Source organism: Hymenobacter bucti (assembly GCF_042681145.1).
GTDB classification, from domain to species: Bacteria; Bacteroidota; Bacteroidia; order Cytophagales; family Hymenobacteraceae; genus Hymenobacter; species Hymenobacter bucti.
Genome location: NZ_JBHUFD010000017.1, coordinates 13,680 through 32,968, shown reverse-complemented (window position 1 = coordinate 32,968; position 19,289 = coordinate 13,680). Strand labels below are relative to the sequence as shown.

At 62.6% G+C, this 19,289-nt stretch carries 17 protein-coding genes; 14 read left to right on the top strand and 3 right to left on the bottom strand.

All coding sequences use genetic code 11. The features are described from left to right. The first annotated feature begins 52 nt into the window (after positions 1-52). The 4 genes from ACFSDX_RS19115 (at position 53) to ACFSDX_RS19100 (ending at position 5,093) form a co-directional block, all read left to right on the top strand. Positions 53-1,903, top strand: a complete 1,851-nt coding sequence (locus ACFSDX_RS19115; protein ID WP_382316463.1) for a glycoside hydrolase family 10-like protein — start codon at positions 53-55, stop codon at positions 1,901-1,903. 240 nt (positions 1,904-2,143) lie between these two features. Further along, the gene (locus ACFSDX_RS19110) at positions 2,144-3,283 is read left to right on the top strand and encodes an acyltransferase family protein (protein ID WP_382316461.1); all 1,140 of its coding nucleotides are present in this window, start codon (positions 2,144-2,146) and stop codon (positions 3,281-3,283) included. 161 nt (positions 3,284-3,444) lie between these two features. Then, positions 3,445-4,248: a pyrroline-5-carboxylate reductase gene (gene proC, locus ACFSDX_RS19105; protein ID WP_382316459.1), complete on the top strand. Its 804-nt coding sequence runs from the start codon at positions 3,445-3,447 to the stop codon at positions 4,246-4,248. 200 nt (positions 4,249-4,448) lie between these two features. Beyond that, on the top strand, positions 4,449-5,093 hold the full coding sequence (locus ACFSDX_RS19100; RefSeq protein ID WP_382316457.1) for an NAD(P)H-binding protein: 645 nt from the start codon (positions 4,449-4,451) through the stop codon (positions 5,091-5,093). A 500-nt stretch (positions 5,094-5,593) separates the two neighbouring features. On the opposite strand, the gene ACFSDX_RS19095 is transcribed toward ACFSDX_RS19100, so the two are convergent. Next, positions 5,594-5,932, bottom strand: a complete 339-nt coding sequence (locus tag ACFSDX_RS19095; RefSeq protein WP_382316455.1) for a hypothetical protein — start codon at positions 5,930-5,932, stop codon at positions 5,594-5,596. Positions 5,933-6,338: 406 nt separating this feature from the next. On the opposite strand from ACFSDX_RS19095, the gene ACFSDX_RS19090 reads away from it, so the two are divergent. Further along, positions 6,339-6,605 (top strand): hypothetical protein, encoded by a 267-nt coding sequence (locus ACFSDX_RS19090; RefSeq protein WP_382316453.1) that lies wholly within the window; start codon positions 6,339-6,341, stop codon positions 6,603-6,605. 85 nt (positions 6,606-6,690) lie between these two features. On the opposite strand, the gene rfaD is transcribed toward ACFSDX_RS19090, so the two are convergent. Continuing rightward, positions 6,691-7,656: an ADP-glyceromanno-heptose 6-epimerase gene (gene rfaD / locus ACFSDX_RS19085; protein ID WP_382316451.1), complete on the bottom strand. Its 966-nt coding sequence runs from the start codon at positions 7,654-7,656 to the stop codon at positions 6,691-6,693. A gap of 207 nt (positions 7,657-7,863) precedes the next feature. Between rfaD and ACFSDX_RS19080 the strand changes: the two genes are divergently transcribed. From ACFSDX_RS19080 to ACFSDX_RS19050, 7 genes are all read left to right on the top strand, one after another. Beyond that, positions 7,864-8,277: a 6-pyruvoyl trahydropterin synthase family protein gene (locus tag ACFSDX_RS19080; protein ID WP_382316449.1), complete on the top strand. Its 414-nt coding sequence runs from the start codon at positions 7,864-7,866 to the stop codon at positions 8,275-8,277. Positions 8,278-8,383: 106 nt separating this feature from the next. Next, positions 8,384-9,499, top strand: a complete 1,116-nt coding sequence (gene lpxB / locus ACFSDX_RS19075; protein WP_382316447.1) for a lipid-A-disaccharide synthase — start codon at positions 8,384-8,386, stop codon at positions 9,497-9,499. Positions 9,500-9,651: 152 nt separating this feature from the next. Then, positions 9,652-10,527 (top strand): formate dehydrogenase accessory sulfurtransferase FdhD, encoded by an 876-nt coding sequence (gene fdhD, locus ACFSDX_RS19070; protein ID WP_382316445.1) that lies wholly within the window; start codon positions 9,652-9,654, stop codon positions 10,525-10,527. Next, a complete protein-coding gene (locus tag ACFSDX_RS19065) occupies positions 10,524-10,859 on the top strand; it encodes a DUF7009 family protein (RefSeq protein WP_382316443.1) in 336 nt (111 codons plus the stop codon). The genes fdhD and ACFSDX_RS19065 overlap by 4 nt, the downstream gene beginning before the upstream one ends. 78 nt (positions 10,860-10,937) lie before the next feature. After that, a complete protein-coding gene (locus tag ACFSDX_RS19060; protein WP_382316442.1) occupies positions 10,938-13,526 on the top strand; it encodes an FdhF/YdeP family oxidoreductase in 2,589 nt (862 codons plus the stop codon). Between the two features lie 228 nt (positions 13,527-13,754). After that, a complete protein-coding gene (locus ACFSDX_RS19055; RefSeq protein ID WP_382316440.1) occupies positions 13,755-15,170 on the top strand; it encodes an OFA family MFS transporter in 1,416 nt (471 codons plus the stop codon). Between the two features lie 33 nt (positions 15,171-15,203). Next, complete coding sequence (locus tag ACFSDX_RS19050) at positions 15,204-15,347, top strand: MFS transporter small subunit (RefSeq protein ID WP_382316438.1); 144 nt, start codon at positions 15,204-15,206, stop codon at positions 15,345-15,347. Positions 15,348-15,426: 79 nt separating this feature from the next. Here the strand turns inward: ACFSDX_RS19050 and ACFSDX_RS19045 are convergent, their stop codons facing one another. Continuing rightward, positions 15,427-16,641 (bottom strand): molybdopterin molybdotransferase MoeA, encoded by a 1,215-nt coding sequence (locus tag ACFSDX_RS19045; protein WP_382316437.1) that lies wholly within the window; start codon positions 16,639-16,641, stop codon positions 15,427-15,429. 117 nt (positions 16,642-16,758) lie between these two features. Between ACFSDX_RS19045 and ACFSDX_RS19040 the strand changes: the two genes are divergently transcribed. Beyond that, the gene (locus tag ACFSDX_RS19040; RefSeq protein WP_382316436.1) at positions 16,759-17,928 is read left to right on the top strand and encodes an NTP transferase domain-containing protein; all 1,170 of its coding nucleotides are present in this window, start codon (positions 16,759-16,761) and stop codon (positions 17,926-17,928) included. A gap of 240 nt (positions 17,929-18,168) precedes the next feature. After that, positions 18,169-19,275: a tetratricopeptide repeat protein gene (locus tag ACFSDX_RS19035; RefSeq protein WP_382316435.1), complete on the top strand. Its 1,107-nt coding sequence runs from the start codon at positions 18,169-18,171 to the stop codon at positions 19,273-19,275. The last annotated feature ends 14 nt before the right edge of the window (positions 19,276-19,289 follow it).

Genomic DNA, 19,289 nt, shown 5'->3' with positions numbered 1-19,289 from the left:
CACCCGCCCCCGGCCGGCGGGCGTAACTTGCAGCCTGACTTTTGTTGCCCTGATGCGTTCTGCCTTCCCCTTTTACTGGTTTCTATTTACCACTTTCCTGCTGAGTTACCCGGCCGCGCTGCGGGCGCAGGCCGCTATTACCTCACCCAGCCCTAGGCTCACGCGGGCCGCCGTGCTGCTCGAAGCAGCCGAGGTGCCCGCCCCACCCAAGCGCGAGCTGCGCGCCTTCTGGATTGCCACGGTGGCTAATATCGACTGGCCCAGCCAGCGCGGCGAAGCCCCCGAAGTGTACCGCCGCGAGTACCGCCGCCTGCTCGACGCCGGCCAGCGCGCCGGCCTCAACGCGGTATTCGTGCAAATCCGGCCCGTGTCCGATGCCTTCTACAAATCGGACCTAGAGCCCTGGAGCAAGTACCTCACCGGCCGCCAGGGCAAGGCGCCCGGCGAGGGCGACGACCCGCTGCCCTTCCTCATCGCGGAGGCGCACCGGCGCGGCATGGAGTTCCACGCCTGGTTTAACCCCTACCGCGCCACTATGGACACCGTGACGCGCTCGCTGGCCCCCAACCACCCGCTGCGCCAGCACCCCGAGTGGTTTATCAAGTACGCCAAGCAGTACCTCTACAACCCCGGTCTGCCCCCGGTACGCGCCCACATCAAGCGCGTGATACTCGACGTGGTGCGCCGCTACGATATTGATGGCGTGCACTTCGATGACTACTTCTACCCGTACCCAGAGGCGGGCCAGGTTTTCCACGACGAGCAAGCCTTTGCCGAGCAAAACCCCGACAACCTAGGGCTGGCCGACTGGCGCCGCCAAAACGTAAATACGCTCATCCACGACCTGCACGACAGCATTGGGGCGGCCAAGCGCTGGGTAAAATTCGGCATTTCGCCCTTTGGCGTGTGGATGAACAAGAGCGGCCACCCCGATGGCTCGGACACCCGCGCCGGGCAGCCCAGCTACTCCAACCTCTACGCCGACTCGCGGCTGTGGCTGCGCGAGGGCTGGATAGACTACATCGTGCCGCAACTCTATTGGAGCACCAAGTTCAAGCTGGTGCCCTACGCCACGATGGTGGAGTGGTGGACCCGCAACCGCTTCGACCGCCACCTCTACATCGGCCACGGCATGTACCGCATGCGCGAAAGCACCCGCTCGGACACCGCCTGGCGCAACCCGCGCGAGCTGCCCACCCAAATCCGCATCAACCGCAGCCACCCCGACGATGTGCAGGGCAGCGTGTATTTCTCGGCCAATTCGCTGCTCAATAACCCGCTGCACACCACCGATTCGCTGCGCCTCAACCTCTACCGCGCCCCGGCGCTGGTGCCCACCATGCCCTGGCTTGACAGCCTAGCCCCGCGCCCGGTGCGCGAAATGGTGCTCAACCGCACCCGCAGCGTAACCACCCTCACCTGGGCGCCCGACCCCGTGCCCGCCCCCGACGGCGACCTGGCCGCCTACTACGTGCTCTACCGCTTCGAGCGCGGCCAAGTAATGTCGCCTGCCGACCCGCGCCGCATCCTAGCCGTGGTGCGGCCCACCGGCCTAGGGCAGCCCGCTACTTTTGCCGATACCACGGCCCGCCCCGGCACGGCCTATGCCTACTTTCTCACCGCCGCCGACCGCCTGCACAACGAGAGCCTGCCGCTACGCGTGTTCTCCGAAGGCAAGCTGCCGGTGGAGATACTGGCCGCCGCGCCCGTCAATATGCCGGCCCAGGACCACCGCCCGGCGTCGCGCCCGGTAGCCACCGCGCCTAGGCCCGCCGCCCGCCCGGCCTCGCCAGTAGCCGGCGAGATAGCCCGCGCCGAAGCCGCCAAAGTGAAAGTCAAAACCAAGGAGCCGGTCAAGCGCCGCCGCCGCGGCTTCTTCGCCCGCCTGTTTGGGTTGAGGTAGCCTAGGTAGGCTGGTTGGGCTTGCTCTGGAGTTTTGAGAGAGGCAGAAAAAAGATGCAGAAAAGTGACTGTCATGCTGAGCGTAGCGAAGCATCTCTGCTGCACCGTTCAGGTGCCGTTTGGTAGAGATGCTTCGCTACGCTCAGCATGACAGTCACTTTTCCTTCTGTTCTGTCGTTGCTAGCAGGCCAGGCGTTTTAAACTACTTTGCGAGCCTTTCGCTCACCTCGCGTCGTTGCCTATGTCCCTTGCTACTCCCGCGGCCACCGCCCGCCTCATCAGTCTCGACGTTTTCCGCGGCCTTACCGTGATGGCGATGGTGGTGGTGAATAACCCCGGCGATTGGGGCCACATCTACCCGCCACTGGAGCACGCCGCCTGGCACGGCTGCACGCCCACCGACCTGGTTTTTCCGTTCTTCCTCTTCATCGTGGGCGTTAGCCTAGGGTACGCCCTGGCCGGCGTGAAGCAGCGCCACGAGCCGCAGGGCCCCGTGCTGGCGCAGGTGCTGCGGCGCGCGGCGGTGCTGTTTGGGCTGGGGCTGCTGACGTCGCTCTACCCGCACTTCGACTTCTCGACGGTGCGCATCCTGGGCGTGTTGCAGCGCATCGGGCTGGTGTACTTAGGGTGCAGCTTGCTGTACCTGACCACCAGCTGGCGTACGCAGGTGCTGCTGTTGGTCGCCTTCCTGCTCGGCTACGCTGCGCTGCTGCAACTGGTGCCCGTGCCCGGCGTTGGCCCCGCTAACCTAGAGCCTACTACCAACCTCGGCGCCTGGCTCGACCGCCTGGTACTCACCGAGCCGCACCTCTGGAAGCAGTCGCGCACCTGGGACCCCGAGGGCCTGCTGAGCACGCTGCCCGCCCTCGGCACCGGGCTGCTGGGGCTGCTGGCGGCGCAGTGGCTCCGCCGCCCCGACCTAGGCGCGCTGGCCAAAGTGCGGGGCTTGCTGGGCGCGGGCGTCTTGGCCGTGCTCCTGGGGTTGCTTTGGAACCACTGGTTCCCCCTCAACAAGGCGCTGTGGACGAGTTCCTTCGTGCTCTTCACCGGTGGGCTGGCGCTGGTGGTGCTGGCCGGCCTCTACTGGCTGTGCGATGTGCGCGGCTACCGGCGCTGGGCCACGCCCGCTATCGCGTTCGGGGTCAATGCCATTGCGGTGTTTGTGGGCTCGGCGCTGCTCTCGCGCACCTTCGGACTGATGCGGCTGGCGGGGCCGGGCGGCAAAGAAATGGGCCTAGAGGAGTGGCTGTATCAAAGCGGCATCGTGCCGTTTTTCAGCGACCCCCGCAACGCTTCTTTAGCGGGCGCAGTGGTATGTTTGCTTATCTGGGCGGCGGTGCTGAACTTTTTATACCATCGGCGCTGGGTATGGAGAGTGTGAGCAAAAGCTAGTGGTAATCCCTGTGCAATAATGTTGCAAATACAGTACTGTGTAAATTGCATCTTAGTTGCATTATACGCAACTCATTGATAGCCTTTAAGTAACTCGTAAATTTTAGACAAGCTAGTTCTTCGCCCGGAAGCGCTAGCCTGCGTTAGGTTATGAAAATTCTTATCATCGGCGGTGGCAACATGGGCCTCACTTACGCCCGCAGCTTTGTGCGTGCCCACGTTACCTCGCGCCTCGATTTGCGGCTGCTTGCCCGCTCGCCCGAGCGGGTGGCGGCCTTGGCGGCCCACGAAATCGGCACCGCTTGGGGCCAGCCCGAAGACTGCGTGCCCGGCGCCAACATCATCATTCTGGCCGTGAAGCCCCAGGACTCGGGCGCGCTGTTTGAGCAGTTGCGCGGGCTGGTGCAGCCGCAGCAGGTCATTATCAGCATCATGGCGGGCGTGCAAATCAGGACCCTGCGTGAAGCCCTAGGTACGCCCAAAGTCATCCGGGCCATGCCCAACCTGCCCGCCCAAATTGGCATGGGCATGACGGCTTTTACCAGCACCGATGAAGTGACCCGCGCCGAGCTGGTGCAGGTACAAAATCTACTCTCAACTACCGGCAAAACGGTGTACGTGGAGGAGGAAAGCGCCATCGACGCCAGCACTGCCATTTCGGGCAGCGGCCCGGCCTACGTGTATTACTGCATGGAAGCCCTTATGGCGGCCGCCGCCCAAATGGGCTTCGCGCCCGCCGAGGCCGAGCTGCTCGTCAGCCAAACCTTCCGCGGCGCGGTGGAGCTCTATAGCCAGGCCGGCCTCAGCTGCCAAGACTGGATAGCCCGCGTGTCATCGAAGGGCGGGACCACCGAGGCCGCCATGCGGGCCTTCGGCCAAGCGTCCGTGCGCGAAGGCCTCATGGCCGGCGCCACCGCCGCCCGCGACCGCGCCGAGGAGTTGGGTAAGCGCTGAGCCAGAAGCGAGTTGAGATAGTCTAAATCGCTCGTCATTGCGAGCGCAGCGAAGCAAGCGCACCTGTTCAGTACCGCCGTTCGGGTGCGATTACTTCGCTGCGCTCATTAATGACAAGCGATTTTTTGCGTAAGCCATAAAATGCTGCGCTGCGCTTGCAACGACAAGCGTCTTTTACCGCTCTCTCACCCCGCTTTCAAATGAAAAAGACAGCTTTACTCGCCGGCGCCACCGGGCTGGTGGGCCAGGCGCTTCTGCCGCTGCTGCTGGCCTCCGAGCGCTACGCCAAAGTGATAGTGGTGGGCCGCCGGGCGGTGGCCGTGCAGCACCCCAAGCTCACGCAGGTGGTTACGGAGCTGGGGCAGCTCGACGCCGAGCGCCTGCGCCTCGTTGCCGACGATGTGTACTGCTGCCTAGGTACCACCAGGCGGCAGGCCGGCTCCAAAGAGGCTTTTTTTGAAGTTGATTTTTCGCACGTTGTAAAGCTGGCGGCCCTTACGGCGGCCAATTTTGCGACCCAGTTTCTGGTGGTATCGGCGCTGGGCGCCGACACCGAATCGCGCTTCTACTACAGCCAGGTCAAGGGCAAAATGGAGGCTGCCGTGCGCCAAACGCCCTTTCGGGCCATCCACATTTTCCGGCCTTCGCTGCTGCTAGGCACGCGCGCGGCCCCGCGTTTGGGCGAGCGTATCGGGGGCTGGCTGCTGGCGCTGGCGCGTCCCCTCTTGCGCGGCCGCTGGCAGAAGTACCGGCCCGTTGCGGCCACCGCCGTGGCCCAAGCCATGCTGCGCGCCGCCGAAGACGATGGTGGCGGCATAAAGGTGCACGAGCTGGGCGGCGAGTAGGCACCCGCTGGCGCCCTAGGGTTGCGGTTACTAAAAAAGCGGCCCCGATAGACAACTGCTATCGGGGCCGCTTTGGCTAAGGATAAAGGCTACTAGCGTAGTAAACTACCACCGGCGACCATAGCCCCGCCCACGGGGCGCATTGTAGTATCCACGCGGGGCATAGTAGGGGCGAGGAGCGTAGTAGTAAGGTTGCGGATATACCACTACGGGCGGGGGCGCCACCACCACCGGCGCTGCCACCGGCGGGTAATAGTAGCGCGGCCCGTAGTAAGCCCGTGGGCGAGGAGCGTAATAGGGCCGTCCGATTTGGGCATTAATGATTACTTGGGCGGAGGCCGACTCGGCGCCGAGCACTCCTAGGCTCAGCAGCAAAGCGAATAACACAGGTTGAAGGCGCATGAGTGGGGCGCGCCGTAGCGCGCTGGGTTAGAAGGTGAAAAACGAGAGCTGTACCTAAAAATCAGTGGGTGAGGTGTGCTGGCAACCAGGGCCGGGTGCTACCGCCCACCGCGCCGGCCGCCCCCGCCGGGGCCACCGCGAAAGCCGCCATTACCGCCGCGAAAGCCACCGTTACCACCCCGGTAGCCACCTTCGCCGCGGTAGCCGCCACGGCCCCGGCCGGGGCCGTAGTAGGGTGCTGGCCGCACCCGCACGGGCGGGGCGTAGTAGCCAGGGCGGCCGTAGTAGCTGGGGCCATAGCCGTACCCGTAGCCACCGCCGCCATACGGGTAGCCGTAGCCCGTGCTGGCACCCACGTACACGCCGGGCGTGCAGCTGCTGAGCAGCAAGCTAAAGCCCACTACAAAAAACAGGGCAAACAAAGATTTGAGTCGCATAGCTGGAGCGCCGAAGCGCTTTGGTTAATTCTAGATGGATACTCGAACAACACGAGTTAGACGCGATTAAGGTCCCTGGGTTTAAAGCCCGTCGCCGCAGAAATGTAAGCGGTGGCGAGGCGCAAGCCGCCGGGTTCTCGCAGGTAACTACCTAGGACATTTACTAGAAAAAGCCGTGCCAAGTTTTACGGCCAACAGTACCGGGAGCGGTCAGCTTTCGAGGCTATTTAACCTACAAAAGACTGCTTTCTGCTGCGTGCTGATGGCAGCAAAATTAAGTTGAAAATATTTTATTAATGCTTGATATACAGCAGTTTTAATTCGGTGTAAAACCGTCAAAAAGTGAATTTTGCCAACCGGCCGGGCGTTGACAGTATAAGCACCGATTACCTAGCTATTTACTACTATGAAAAGCCCCGCCGAATACCTCGCCCCGCACGTATTTGAAGCCCGCCGCCCGCGCTGCGAGCTGCAGCCCGTAGTGGGCTACGCCGATGCGCTCCACGCCGTAGAGCAGGCCCTGGCCGATGCCGAGAAATACAAATACTTGCTCATGCGCGCCCTGCGCCGCCACGCCGACGAGCTAGCCACTCCCGCGCTGGCCGCGCCCCAGCGCCAGCCCGAAACGCCGGTGGTGCCCATGTACCCCGAAGGCCTGCCACTGGCCGCCTAGGGCCGTGCCCACACACAAAAGCCGCCGTTTGCTTACGCAAACGGCGGCTTCTTTTTTAGCGCCCTAGGAAAACGATAGGGCTGGCTTAATAAAACCGGTCGGGCAGCAGGTACTGCTGCACGTAGTCCCGGATGCCGTCTTCGAGTGAGGTGAAGGGCAGCGCGTAACCGATGCTGCGCAGCTTGCTCATGTCGGCCTCGGTGAAATACTGGTACTTGTCGCGGATGTCCTCGGGCGTGTCGCGGAAGCGCACGTCGGGCGCGGCACCTAGGGCCGCGAAGGTGTTTAGCGTGAGGTCCATGAAGGTGCGGGCCTGGCCGCTACCTAGGTTGTAGATGCCCGACTGCGTGCGGTGGTTGAGCAGGAAAAAGCACACTTCCACCACGTCCTTGACGTACACAAAATCGCGCATCTGGCCGCCATCGATGTAGTTGGGGTTGTGCGAGCGGAAGAGCGTCATGTTGCCGTGCTGCCGAATCTGATGGAAGGCGTGCAAAATCACCGATGCCATGCGGCCCTTGTGGTACTCGTTGGGGCCGTACACGTTGAAGAACTTCAGGCCGGCCCAGAAATACGGCTTTTCGGCCTGCTGCACGGCCCAGTTGTCGAAGTCGTTTTTCGACTCGCCGTAGGGGTTGAGCGGGCGCAGCTCGGGCAGCAGCGCCTCGTTGTCGGAATAGCCTAGGGTGCCGTCGCCGTAGGTGGCCGCCGACGAGGCGTACACCAGCGGCAGCTGGTAGCGCACGCAGGCCTGCCACATCTGCTTGCTGTAGTTGAGGTTAAGCAAGTCGAGCACGGCGTAGTCCTGCTCGGTGGTGTCGGTGCGGGCCCCTAGGTGGAACACAAATTCCACCTGCTCGTGGTGCTGGTCGAGCCAGTCAAAAAACTCGAGGCGGTCGACGTACTCGCGTAGCTTTTTGCCCCGGATGTTGGGGAGCTTTTTCTCCACGGCAAAATTGTCGACCACCACAATGTCGTTAAAGTTGGCGGCGTTGAGGCGCGAGACTAAGCAGCTGGCGATAAAGCCGGCCGCACCGGTTACAACTATCATAAGAAAGCAAATTTGGCCTTAAAGGTAGCGCCCGCTGGCGAGCTACCCTTGGGGCAGTAGCGGCTACCGGTGCTGGCTCGCCCAAAAGCGGAGGCCGGGCCGCCGCAGGGAGTCGGCGTATCTTTGCCGCCCCCAAAACTGGTGCCGCAACCGATGGTCGGGGGGTATGTAGCCCGCCCGCCGTTGCCGCCCACCTTCCTATCCGCTATGCTATACGTTAGTCGCCGCGAGCACTTTAATGCCGCCCACAAACTTTACAACCCCTCCTGGACGCCCGAGCGCAACAAGGAAGTATTCGGGCCCTGCGCCAACGAAAACTGGCACGGCCACAACTACGAAATGATAGTGACCGTGAAGGGCCAGCCCGACCCCGACACCGGCTTTGTGGTGGACCTCAAGGCCCTCAGCGACCTCATCAAGGTGCATATCACCGACCAGGTCGACCACAAAAACCTGAATCTCGACGTGCCTTTCCTGCAAGGCCAGCTCGCCAGCACCGAAAACCTGGCCGTGGCCTTCTGGCAAATCTTGGTGCGCGAGCTGCCCGCCCTCACGCCGGCCCAGCTGCACTGCATCAAGATTTACGAAACGCCCCGCAACGCGGTGGAATACTACGGCTAGCGCCGAGTTAAGAGTTATGAGTTAAGAGTTATGGATTAGCTCTTCGTCCCGAGCCGAGTCTGCTTATTCAACTCTTAACTCATAACTCTCAACTCATAACTCTTCCATGAAATACTATCTCATTGCCGGCGAGCGCTCCGGCGACATGCACGCCGCCAACCTGCTGCACGAGCTGAAAGAGCAGGACCCGGCCGCTGACTTCCGCTACTGGGGCGGCGACCTGATGCAGGCCGAGGGCGGGCACCTCGTGCACCACTACCGCGAGCTGGCCGTGATGGGGTTTTGGGAAACGGCCACGAGTATTCTCAAATTTCGGGGGTATCTGAAGGAGTGCCAGCGCGACATTCTGGAGTATAAGCCCGACGTGCTGGTGCTGGTCGATTACGGTGGGTTCAACCTGCGGATGGCGGCCTGGGCCAAGGCGCACGGCGTGCGGGTGTTCTACTACATCTCGCCTAAAATCTGGGCCTGGAACCAGAGCCGCGTCGAGAAAATCAAGGCCCACGTGGACCGGATGTTCGTCATCCTGCCGTTTGAGGAGGAGTTCTACCAACGCTTTGAGTATAAGGTTGATTACATCGGCAACCCCACGGTCGACCAGGTGGCCGACTTCGTGCCCAACCCCGGCTTTGAGGCCCAGCACGGCCTCGACCCCGGGAAGCCGATAATCGCGGTGCTGCCGGGCTCGCGCAAGCAGGAACTCGAAGAAATGCTGCACGAAATGCTGGCCGTGCTGCCCGCGTTTCAGGAGTACCAGTTTGTGGTGGCCGGCGTGAGCAACCTCGACCGCGCGTACTACCAGCACTTTGAGCGCAATGGCATCAAGCTGGTTTTTGACCAAGCCTACGACCTGCTGAGCCGCGCCAGCGCAGCGCTCGTGACCAGCGGCACGGCCACGCTCGAAACGGCCCTTTTTGGGGTGCCGCAGGTGGTGTGCTACCGCACCAGCGCAGTAACCTACCAGGTGAGCAAGGCACTGATTAAGGTACCCTATATCTCGCTGGTCAACCTCATTATGAGCCGCGAGGTGGTGCAGGAGTTCATCCAAAGCAAGTTCACGGCCCGCAACCTGCTCGATGAGCTCAAGCGCCTGCTTACTGACCAGGACTACATTGCCCGCCAAAAAGCCGGCTACGCCGAGCTGCGCGCCAAGCTAGGGCAGCACAACGCTGCTCGCCAGACGGCGACGCTGATGGTGAAGTATTTGCGGGAAGGGAAGTAGCGCTGACTCTGTGAGTCCGCGAGTAGAAGTGTTCATTGACAAGCATTCGCGGACTCACAGAGTCCGCACTACGGCTGAACATTCACCCCCTTTGGCGGTTAAAACAGCGATAAATCGGTGGGCCGCTGCGGCTGGCCGAGCGTACTTCGCCAATGACCCTGCCGCTCCAGCCCCCACCCGCCGCCAGTGCCACCCGCACCACCGTGGCGCGCGTAGCCGGCGCGGCCACCACCCACGCCACCGACCTGCTGGCCGTGGAGGCTCCGCTGGAAATCAGCTTGCTGCACGGCCCCGCCGCCCAGCGCCAGACGCGCAGCCTCGCCGTGACTATGCGCACGCCCGGCCACGATGCCGAGCTGGTGGCGGGCTTCCTGTTGAGCGAGGGCATCATTCAACAACCCACGGACATCCTGCACATCGAGCACCGCGCCGACCCTAGGCGGCCCGAGGAGCGCGGCAACGTGATACGCGCTGAGCTAGCCCCCGGCGTAGCCGTGGAACTAGACCGCCTGGAGCGGCATTTTTACACCACTTCCAGCTGTGGGGTGTGCGGTAAAACCAGTATTGCGGCTGTGCGCGCCACCGCGTGCCCGGTACCGCCCGCCCTGGACAGCCCTAGGGTGTCGGCCGCCCTCATCCATGCGCTTCCGGGGCGGCAGCGAGCGGCCCAGGCCGTGTTTGAGCAAACGGGCGGCTTACACGCCACGGCGCTGTTTTCGGCGGCCGGCGAGCTGCTGCTCTTGCGCGAAGACGTGGGCCGCCACAATGCCTTTGATAAAGTGGTGGGCGCGTCGCTGCTGAGCGGGCAGTTTCCCCTAGGTCAGCACCTGGTGCTGCTGAGCGGCCGGGCTAGCTTCGAACTGGTGCAAAAGGCCGCAATGGCGGGCGTCGCTATCCTGGCGGCGGTGGGCGCCCCCAGCAGCCTGGCCGTGGAGGCGGCCGACGAGTTCGGCCTCACGCTGCTGGGCTTCGTGCGCAATGAGCGCTTCAATATTTACTCGCACGCCCAGCGCATCACCGACGTATGAAACTGCGACTAGAAGAAGACTCGCTGCGCCTGCGGCTTTCGGCCGCTGAGGTCCAGCAATTTGCCCAAACCGGGCGCGTGGCCTACACCATCGTGTTTGGCCCCGCGCCTGACCAGACTTTGCACTACGCCCTCGAAAAGCTGCCCGCTACCGCTGCCACTACTGCTGTGCAGGTGCGCTATGCCGCCGGGGCGCTGGCCGTGGAGGTACCCGCCACCCTGGCCCAGGAGTGGACGGAAACCGAAAAAAATGGCTTCTCGGCGCAAATCATTGTCGCTGAAGGTCGACAGTTACGTATCCTGGTTGAAAAAGACCTGGACTGTCGCCACTAGCCTTTTACCTGGTCGCTAGCAGCATTCCTGATTAGCTTTGGTATCGTCACGCATCCCACCCTTACTACCTCTATGAATATGGAAGATTCTCCCATCGCCGACGCCAGCAAGTCTGGCCAGCTTCACCAGCAAAAGGCCGAAATAGCCCCCGTGAGCGGCGAACGCCCCGACCAGGGCGAGGCCCCCGTGGCTGACTACGAACACACTGCCTCCGACAACCCTACTAAGGACGAGCACGAGGAAAATGCCGGCGCGCCGCCGGCCCACGAGCACATTCCGGCCCCGCCCACGGCCGAGGCCAAGTATCTGTACCCGGTGCTGGCCCAGCCCCCCGAAGCCCTCACCGGCCTCAAGTTGGAGCCGCGCGCCAAAATTGCGGCCGGCGTCACGGCCGTTATCAAGTCTATGCAGTTTAGCTGGACTGAGGGCGGCGTGGGCCGCGGCACCAAGGCGCTGCTGGGTCTCAACCAGAAGGACGGCTTCGACTGCTCGTCCTGCGCCTGGCCCGACCCCGACGAGCACCGCTCGGTAGCCGAGTTTTGCGAAAATGGCGCGAAGGCTACGGCCTCCGATGCCGACGACAAAGCCGCGGGCCCTGAGTTTTTTGCCCAGCATAGCCTGGCCGACCTCTCGCGCCTGACCGACCGCGACCAGAACAACGCCGGCCGCCTCACGCACCCCATGGTGAAGCGCCCCGGCGGCACGCACTACGAGCCCATCGAGTGGCCCGAGGCGTTCCAGATTGTGGCTGATGAGTTGAACGCCCTGGCCTCGCCCGACGAGGCGGTGTTCTACACTTCGGGCAAAATTCCGAACGAGCCGGCCTTCTTGTTTCAGCTCTTCGTGCGGCAGTTTGGCACCAATAACCTGCCCGATTGCTCCAACATGTGTCACGAGAGCAGCGGCTCGGCCCTGAGCCCAACCCTAGGCTTGGGCAAAGGCTCCGTCACGCTCAACGACTTTTACGAGGCGGAGGTAATTCTCGTCATCGGCCAGAACCCCGGTACCAACCACCCGCGGATGCTCTCGGCTTTGCAGCACGCCAAGCGCAACGGGGCCAAGATTATCAGCGCTAATCCGCTGATTGAAGCGGGCTTGAACCACTTCAAAAACCCGCAAGATTTCATGAACCCGCTGCGCGCCCTCGGTGCGCTGATGGGTGACGGTACGCCCATCACCGACCTCTACCTGCAAGTGCGGGTCGATGGCGACATGGCCCTGCTGCGCGGCATCATGAAGCACCTGTTTGAGGCCGAAGACCGCAACCCCGGCCAGGTGGTAGACCGGGCCTTTGTAGCAGAGTTTACAACCGGCTTCGAGTCGTTTGAGCAGAACATCCGCAACACCAGCTGGGAAGAAATCGAGGAGATTAGCGGCATCAGCCGCGCCTTGCTGCTGGAGGCCGCTAATATGCTGGCTACCAAGCAAAAAATCATCACCTGCTGGGCGATGGGCGTGACGCAGCAGCGCCAGGGCGTGCAAACGATTCAGGAAATCGTGAACCTGCACCTCATGAAGGGCGCCATCGGCAAGCCCGGCGCGGGCACCTGCCCGGTGCGTGGCCACTCCAACGTGCAGGGCGACCGCACAATGGGCATTTGGGAGCGGATGCACGCGCCGTTCCTCGACGCGCTCGACAAGGAATTCCAGTTTAAGTCGCCCCGCAAAGACGGCTTCGACGTAGTGGAAAGCCTCAAGATGATGAACGCCGGCAAAACCAAGGTGTACTTCAGCCTGGGCGGCAACCTGCTGGCCGCCGGCCCCGATACGGAGTTTATCGCCGAGGGCATGCGCAAGCAAAACCTAACCGTGTTCGTGGGTACCAAGCTCAACCGCGGCCACCTCGTGACCGGCAAAACCAGCCTGTTGCTGCCCACCTTCGCGCACGTCGATATCGATATGCAGAAATCGGGGCACCAGATGACGTCCTGCGAAAACTCGATGGGCGTCGTGAGCCAGAACAAAGGCATCCTGGTGCCGCTGGCCGGCGATATGCTGAGCGAAGTCGCCATCATCAGCGGCGTAGCCATTGCCACGCTCGGTGAGAAAACCACCACCGACTGGGTGGCCATGACGGAGAACTACGACGTTATCCGCGACCATATTTCGCGGGTTATTCCGGGCTTCGAGCGCTTCAACGAGGGCCTGCGGCAGCCAGGCGGCTTCTACCTGCCCAACGGCCCCCGCGAGCGCAAGTTCACGACTAAGAACGGCAAGGCCAACTTCTCCACCACCGAGCTAGAGAAGTACACCCTGGAGCCCGACCAGCTCATCCTGATGACGGTGCGCAGCCACGACCAGTTCAACACGACCATCTACGAGTACAACGACCGCTACCGGGGCATCCACAACGAGCGCCGCGTGCTGTTTATGAACAAGGCGGACATTGCTTCGCGCGGCCTTAAGGCCAAGGACCTCATTGACATCACGAGCCACTACGAGGGCGAGCAGCGCACGGTGGAGAAATTCGTCGTAGTGCCCTACGATATTCCGAAGGGCAACGTGTCGGCCTACTTCCCCGAGGCTAACCCGCTGGTGCCCATCACGAGCGTGGCCAAGGTGAGCAATACGCCTACCTCCAAGTACGTGGTCGTGACGGTAGTACCGGCCAAAGTCGAAAAGGCTCAGCCGGCCCAGAAGCAACGTGCTGAGGCCGTGCCTGCCTAGGTGCCACTGTCGTTTTAGAAAAGCCTCTGGCGTTGCGCCAGGGGCTTTTTCTTTTGGGGGTAATTGCGCCAAGTCCACAACAAGTACCCCGCCAGCGCGTAGCTATAGTAGATTAGCAAAATTCTTACGCCGCCGGCTTGTGCGATTACGTACTACCTCTACCTTGCATTACAGTAGCGCTTTAAGCGTCAATTATTCACCTCCCGTTCATCTTTAAAATTCCCTTCTATGCCCGACACTTCCGCTGGGCTGCTTGACCGCAGCCGTACCGTTGCCGGCCCCGGCTACAACCGCTGGCTGGTGCCGCCGGCCGCGCTGGCCATTCACCTGGCCATCGGCCAGGCCTACGCCTTTAGCGTGTTTAATAAGCCTCTGGGTTCACTCATCAGCGGTGACCCGGCCCATCCCGCGCCCACCGACTGGACGCCCGGCCAGATTGGCTGGACGTTCTCCATCGCCATTGTGCTGCTGGGTTTATCGGCGGCCATTTTTGGCAAATGGCTTGAGCGCGTAGGGCCGCGCAAGGCCATGCTGGCCTCGGCGCTGTGCTTCGGCGGTGGTTTTCTCATTGGCTCGTATGGCGTGCACATTCACAGCCTGCCGCTGCTGTATTTCGGCTACGGCTTCGTGGGCGGCATCGGGCTGGGTATCGGCTACATCTCGCCGGTGAGCACGCTGATTAAGTGGTTCCCCGACCGTAAAGGCGTGGCTACGGGCATGGCCATCATGGGTTTTGGGGGCGGCGCCATGATAGGCTCGCCGCTGGCCGTGGCGCTCATGAACCACTTCAAAGGCTCGGCGCCGCAGGGTGTGGCGCCCACGTTTATCGCAATGGGTATCATCTACTTGCTGTTTATGCAGTGGGGCGTTTGGACCATCCGCGTGCCCGCCGATGACTGGAAGCCCGCCGGCTACGTGCCCAGCACCGACCACAACGCCATGATTACGACCGGCAACGTATCGGCCGACAACGCCATCAAAACGCCGCAATTCTGGCTGCTGTGGGTGGTGCTGCTCTGCAACGTAACGGCCGGTATTGGCGTGCTCGAAACTGCCTCACCACTCATCCAAGCCGTTATTTCCGGCACCGAGAAAGGCAAGGGCATGGACACCGCCGCGCTCGCGGCGGCTGGCGCTGGTTTCGTTGGCCTGCTCAGCTTGTTCAATCTGCTGGGGCGCTTCTTCTGGTCGTCGGCCTCGGATAAGATAGGTCGTAAGCCCATCTACCTCGTCTATTTCGGCCTGGGGGTGATTCTGTACGCCCTGGCTCCAACGCTGGGTCTTGGTGGGCAGCTCACGCTATTCGTAGTTGTGGCCTGCGTGATTATCAGTATGTACGGCGGTGGTTTCTCCACCGCGCCGGCCTACCTGTCCGACCTCTTTGGTAAGTACCAGGTAGGGGCCATCCACGGGCGTTTGCTCACGGCTTGGAGCACGGCCGGCGTCCTAGGTCCGCTCATCGTGCACAGCTTGTCGGAAGGCCGCAAGGCTGCCGGCTTCACTGGCGCAGCTGCTTACCAAACGGTGTTTTACACCATGGCGGGCCTGCTGGCCGTCGGTTTTCTGGCCGACTTGGCCGTGACGGCCGTCAACGCAAAGTATCAGGAGAAAGGCCCCGTGGTTGCCGAAGCCGGCGGCCACTAAGTCATTGCCCATCATTCTTAATTCTATCCGATAATGAATCCAAAAGCAAATTCCACTGCTCCCGTTGCTGAAGAATCAGCCGGCGGCTCGACCATTTTGGCTTGGCTCTACGTGGGCATTCCGCTAGCGTGGGGCGTCTCGCAGACGTTTATCAAAGCGCTGGCGCTGTTTAAATAACGGTAATAGCAAATAAAAAAGCCGCCCGATTCTAGTGAATCGGGCGGCTTTTTTTGTGATGGGAGTTTGCACGGATGGGTTACAGACCCTGCCGATACGGCCAAACTGGCCATGCCGTGCCCGCCGCAAAATGCGTCGGCTCGGGCGCTAGCTCCAGCAAGCCGTCGGCCGTGAGCAGGCCCGCTAGGTCGCCCGAGCCAGCGGTTGGAGCAGGATGGGCCAGCAGACGGCCACCGGGCGCGTTTTCGAGCCGCACGGCCAGAAAGTACGTGAGCGTGGGCTTGAATTCTACGGCTTCGGTTAGCTCCGCAAAAACCAACGGCCTAGGTATCGCCTGCTGACATGCCCGCAACCAGCCCTGCACGTAGCGGTAATACGCCGCAAACGTCGCCACCGGGTTGCCCGGCAGGGCAAACACCACCGCGCCGCCCGGCCGCTGCCCAAACCACAGCGGCTGCCCCGGCCGCTGCGCCACCCGGTGAAACAGCTCCGCCGCGCCCGACTCGCGCAGCGCCTGCGGCAAAAAATCAGCCTTGCCTTTCGACACGCCGCCGCTTAGCAGCACGGCATCGTACTTGGCCAGCAGCGGCGGCAGGCTGGCTTTCAGCGTGTCTAGGTCGTCGTTGAAGTGAAAAACCGTGCTTATTGCCCCATCCAGGGTCAGCGCGGCTTGCAGCATATAGGCATTGGAGCGCCGAATCTGGTGGGGGAGGGGTGTCTCAGTTACGTCTACTATCTCGTCGCCAGTGCTCACTATGGCCACGCGGGGCCGCCGCGCCACGGCCAGCGTGGCCGCGCCCACGGTGGCGGCCACGGCTATTTCGGCGGGGCTGAGGAGCTGGCCGGGTGCGAGCAGCTGCGCGCCGGCCGCCTGGTCGCTGCCCTGCGCGTGCACGTTATGGCCCTGGCGGGGCGGGGCCACGCGCACGGTGGCCCAGCGCGCGGGCTCGTCCGTAAAGTCCAGGTCTTCGTAGCGAATGACGGTGTCGGTGCCGGGCGGCAGCGCCGCGCCGGTCATTATCTCAATGGCGGCCTGCGGGTTGTGTAGCGGCTCGGGTACCGCCCCAGCCAGCTGCGTGCGTTCGATGGGAAAGGTGATTTGGCCCGCTGCCAGCGCCGCAAAACTGAGCGCGATGCCGTCCATTGTTACGCGGTTGTAGGGCGGAAAATCGCGGTCGGCGGTTATGGTCTGGTGCAGCACGCGGCCCACGGCGGCGGCCAGGGGCACGGTTTCGGAGGAGAGGGGCCGGGCGGTGGCGAGAATCTGTTGGTAGGCGTCAGCGACGGAAAGCATGGGGCGAGGTAGCGCGAACTTGGTAGTTCGCGTATGTGGACGGACAACGTGCAGCATGGGCACACTACCCATTTGCATACGCGAACTACAAAGTTCGCGCTACGCTGTTACAGCCTTATGACTAACGCCCCCACGCCCCGCACCAAGCACGCTGACCTCGCCCGCCCCGACCTAGGCGAATTTGCCCGCCACGAGCTGGCCTTCCTAGGGGCGCCCTGCGGCGAAATCCAGCAGCTGGCCGCTCGCCTCACGGCCGCTCTAGCTCCCGCCGGGCACCGCGTGGGCTACGTCGATGCCGACCACGCCAGCGGCGACGCCGATGCCGAACAAACCATGAGTGCGCTGCTGCAAGCCGGCGCGGCGGTAGAAGTAACCGACAAAATCCATTTCCGCCGCCGCGATGAGCTCCGGGCCCTCGACCGCTTCTCGCAGCCCGAGCTACTAGCCGGCACCAACCTAGTGCTGGTGAATGGCAACCACTTCCGCGCCCGCCACCAAGTCGTGCTGATTGACCCGCGCAAGTCGCTGGCCCACAAGCTTGACAAGCTAGCCGACGTGCAGGCTATAGTCTTTGCCGCCGGCGTAGCCGAATTGCCGGATTACCTGCAGGCGCACCTGCCGCACCACGCCCAGCTCCCAAAATTCGCCCTAGCCGACGTGGCCGGCCTAGCCGCTTGGGTGCAGCAATGGCTACAAAGTCGCCAGGCCCCACTGCGCGGCCTGGTGCTGGCCGGCGGCCTCAGCCAGCGGATGCAAACCGATAAAGGCCGCCTCCGCTACGGCCCCGACGGCCGCGAGCAGCGCGAAGTAGCCGCCGCCCTGCTGGCCGAAGTCTGCCAGGATGTCTTCGTATCGTGCCGCGCTGACCAAGCGGCCGAGCTGCCGGCCGGCCTGCAACCCTTGGCCGATACTTTCTTGGGCCTGGGGCCCCTAGGGGGCATTTTGTCGGCCCTGCGGCACGACCCCAACGCGGCGTGGCTGGTGCTGGCCTGTGACCTGCCGTTTATGACCGCCGACACGCTGCGCCAACTGGTGGCCGGCCGCCAGCCCAGCCGCCTGGCCACCGCTTTCCAGAGCCCCGGCAGCGATTTTCCCGAGCCGCTTATCACCATTTTTGAGCCCCGCGCTTACCCTGAGTTGCTGCGCTTTTTAGGCCTGGGTTACTCCTGCCCCCGCAAGATGCTTATCAATAGCGACGTGGAAGTGCTGCCTACGCCCACCGGCGAAGTGCTGCGAAATATAAATACGCCGGCCGAGCGCGCCGCTGCCGAGCAGGAATTGAGCTGAGGCAGCTACTGCTCGGTAGTTACAAACAGCGCCTGAAATCAGTTGATTTCAGGCGCTGTTTGCTTATAGCATTATTTAATAATAACAAGTATTCATGCTTGCGAAGCAGCCTGGAAACTCTAAAAATTTTATTTGTGCGCCAGGTGTGAGTAGAGCTAATCCATTTGGGTTATTACCTTAGTCGGGAGGTTATAGAGCCTATTCGAGCGCGTCTTACCTAAGTTATTATTTCTATTAGATATGTCCAGTAATAGTACGTTTCTTATAGGTGGGTTTGGGCTGGCGGTGCTGCTGCAAGCGGCCCCCGCGCTAGCCCAGGTCGATAGCGTGCGCGCCAGCACGCTGCCTGGCCGCCAACTCGCCGAAAAAGCCTATAACGCTGGTCTGGCTAGCTTCAATGCCCGCAATTATGCGGCGGCCCTCACCAGCTTCGACCAGGCGCTAGCCGCCAAGCCCGACTTTGCCGCCGCCTATGCCAATCGCGCCGCTACCCGCCTGGCCCTGAAAGAATACCCCGCCGCCGTAACCGACTACGACCAGGCGCTGAGGCTGGAGCCCGGCGCCTATGCTGCCTATTTCGGACGCGGTCAAGCGCGGGAGGCCACCGGCCAGGCCGCAGAAGCCGAAGCCGACTACGCCGCCGCCCTCAAAGCCAACCCCATCTACGCGCCGGCCTGGTACAACCGCGGCGTGCTGCGCTTCGAGCACGGCGAGTACCAGGCGGCGCACGACGATTTTAGCGGTGCGGTAAAAGCCGATTCGACCTATGCCTACGCCTACCACGACCGGGCTAGCGCCAGCCTGCGGCTGGGCAACTACGCCGCCGCCGTGCCCGACTACTCGCGGGCGCTGACTTTGCAGCCCACGCTACTGCCGGCGCTACTAAACCGGGCCGCCGCCGAGCGCCGCGCCGGCAAACTCACCGAAGCCCTGCGTGATTATGACGCTTACCTCGCGCAAAAGACCGATAATGCCCTAGCATTTAGCAACCGGGGTAACGCCCGCTTCGATAACAAGGACTACGCCGGCGCCGTGGCCGATTTCGGTCGCGCCATCGCTCTAGACGCTGCTTACGCCTACGCCTGGAACAATCGCGCCGCCGCCGAGCTAAAGCTAGAGCAGTACGCCAAAGCCAGCGCCGACGCTACCGAGGCCATCCGCCTCAACCCCAAGTACGCCGAGGCCTACCTCAACCGGGGCCACGCCCGCGAAATGCTGCGCCAAGCCGACGAGGCCTGCCAAGACTGGCGCCGGGCCGCCTCCCTAGGTATGCTGATTGGCAATCGCTACGCGGCCGCGGCGGGCTGCACCGGTCAGGCCGCTGAGGAATCTGCTGATAAAGAATAGGGTTAAGTAATTGA

Bases quoted from the DNA above. Each gene is read 5' to 3' on its own strand.
- ACFSDX_RS19060 (WP_382316442.1), top strand. From the start codon at position 10,938: ATGGAAGATTCTCCCATCGCCGACGCCAGCAAGTCTGGCCAGCTTCAC.
- rfaD (WP_382316451.1), bottom strand. From the start codon at position 7,656: ATGATAGTTGTAACCGGTGCGGCCGGCTTTATCGCCAGCTGCTTAGTC.
- ACFSDX_RS19035 (WP_382316435.1), top strand. From the start codon at position 18,169: ATGTCCAGTAATAGTACGTTTCTTATAGGTGGGTTTGGGCTGGCGGTG.
- ACFSDX_RS19065 (WP_382316443.1), top strand. From the start codon at position 10,524: ATGAAACTGCGACTAGAAGAAGACTCGCTGCGCCTGCGGCTTTCGGCC.
- ACFSDX_RS19040 (WP_382316436.1), top strand. From the start codon at position 16,759: ATGACTAACGCCCCCACGCCCCGCACCAAGCACGCTGACCTCGCCCGC.
- ACFSDX_RS19110 (WP_382316461.1), top strand. From the start codon at position 2,144: ATGTCCCTTGCTACTCCCGCGGCCACCGCCCGCCTCATCAGTCTCGAC.
- fdhD (WP_382316445.1), top strand. From the start codon at position 9,652: ATGACCCTGCCGCTCCAGCCCCCACCCGCCGCCAGTGCCACCCGCACC.
- lpxB (WP_382316447.1), top strand. From the start codon at position 8,384: ATGAAATACTATCTCATTGCCGGCGAGCGCTCCGGCGACATGCACGCC.
- ACFSDX_RS19095 (WP_382316455.1), bottom strand. From the start codon at position 5,932: ATGCGACTCAAATCTTTGTTTGCCCTGTTTTTTGTAGTGGGCTTTAGC.
- ACFSDX_RS19090 (WP_382316453.1), top strand. From the start codon at position 6,339: ATGAAAAGCCCCGCCGAATACCTCGCCCCGCACGTATTTGAAGCCCGC.
- ACFSDX_RS19080 (WP_382316449.1), top strand. From the start codon at position 7,864: ATGCTATACGTTAGTCGCCGCGAGCACTTTAATGCCGCCCACAAACTT.
- ACFSDX_RS19050 (WP_382316438.1), top strand. From the start codon at position 15,204: ATGAATCCAAAAGCAAATTCCACTGCTCCCGTTGCTGAAGAATCAGCC.
- ACFSDX_RS19045 (WP_382316437.1), bottom strand. From the start codon at position 16,641: ATGCTTTCCGTCGCTGACGCCTACCAACAGATTCTCGCCACCGCCCGG.
- ACFSDX_RS19055 (WP_382316440.1), top strand. From the start codon at position 13,755: ATGCCCGACACTTCCGCTGGGCTGCTTGACCGCAGCCGTACCGTTGCC.
- ACFSDX_RS19100 (WP_382316457.1), top strand. From the start codon at position 4,449: ATGAAAAAGACAGCTTTACTCGCCGGCGCCACCGGGCTGGTGGGCCAG.
- proC (WP_382316459.1), top strand. From the start codon at position 3,445: ATGAAAATTCTTATCATCGGCGGTGGCAACATGGGCCTCACTTACGCC.
- ACFSDX_RS19115 (WP_382316463.1), top strand. From the start codon at position 53: ATGCGTTCTGCCTTCCCCTTTTACTGGTTTCTATTTACCACTTTCCTG.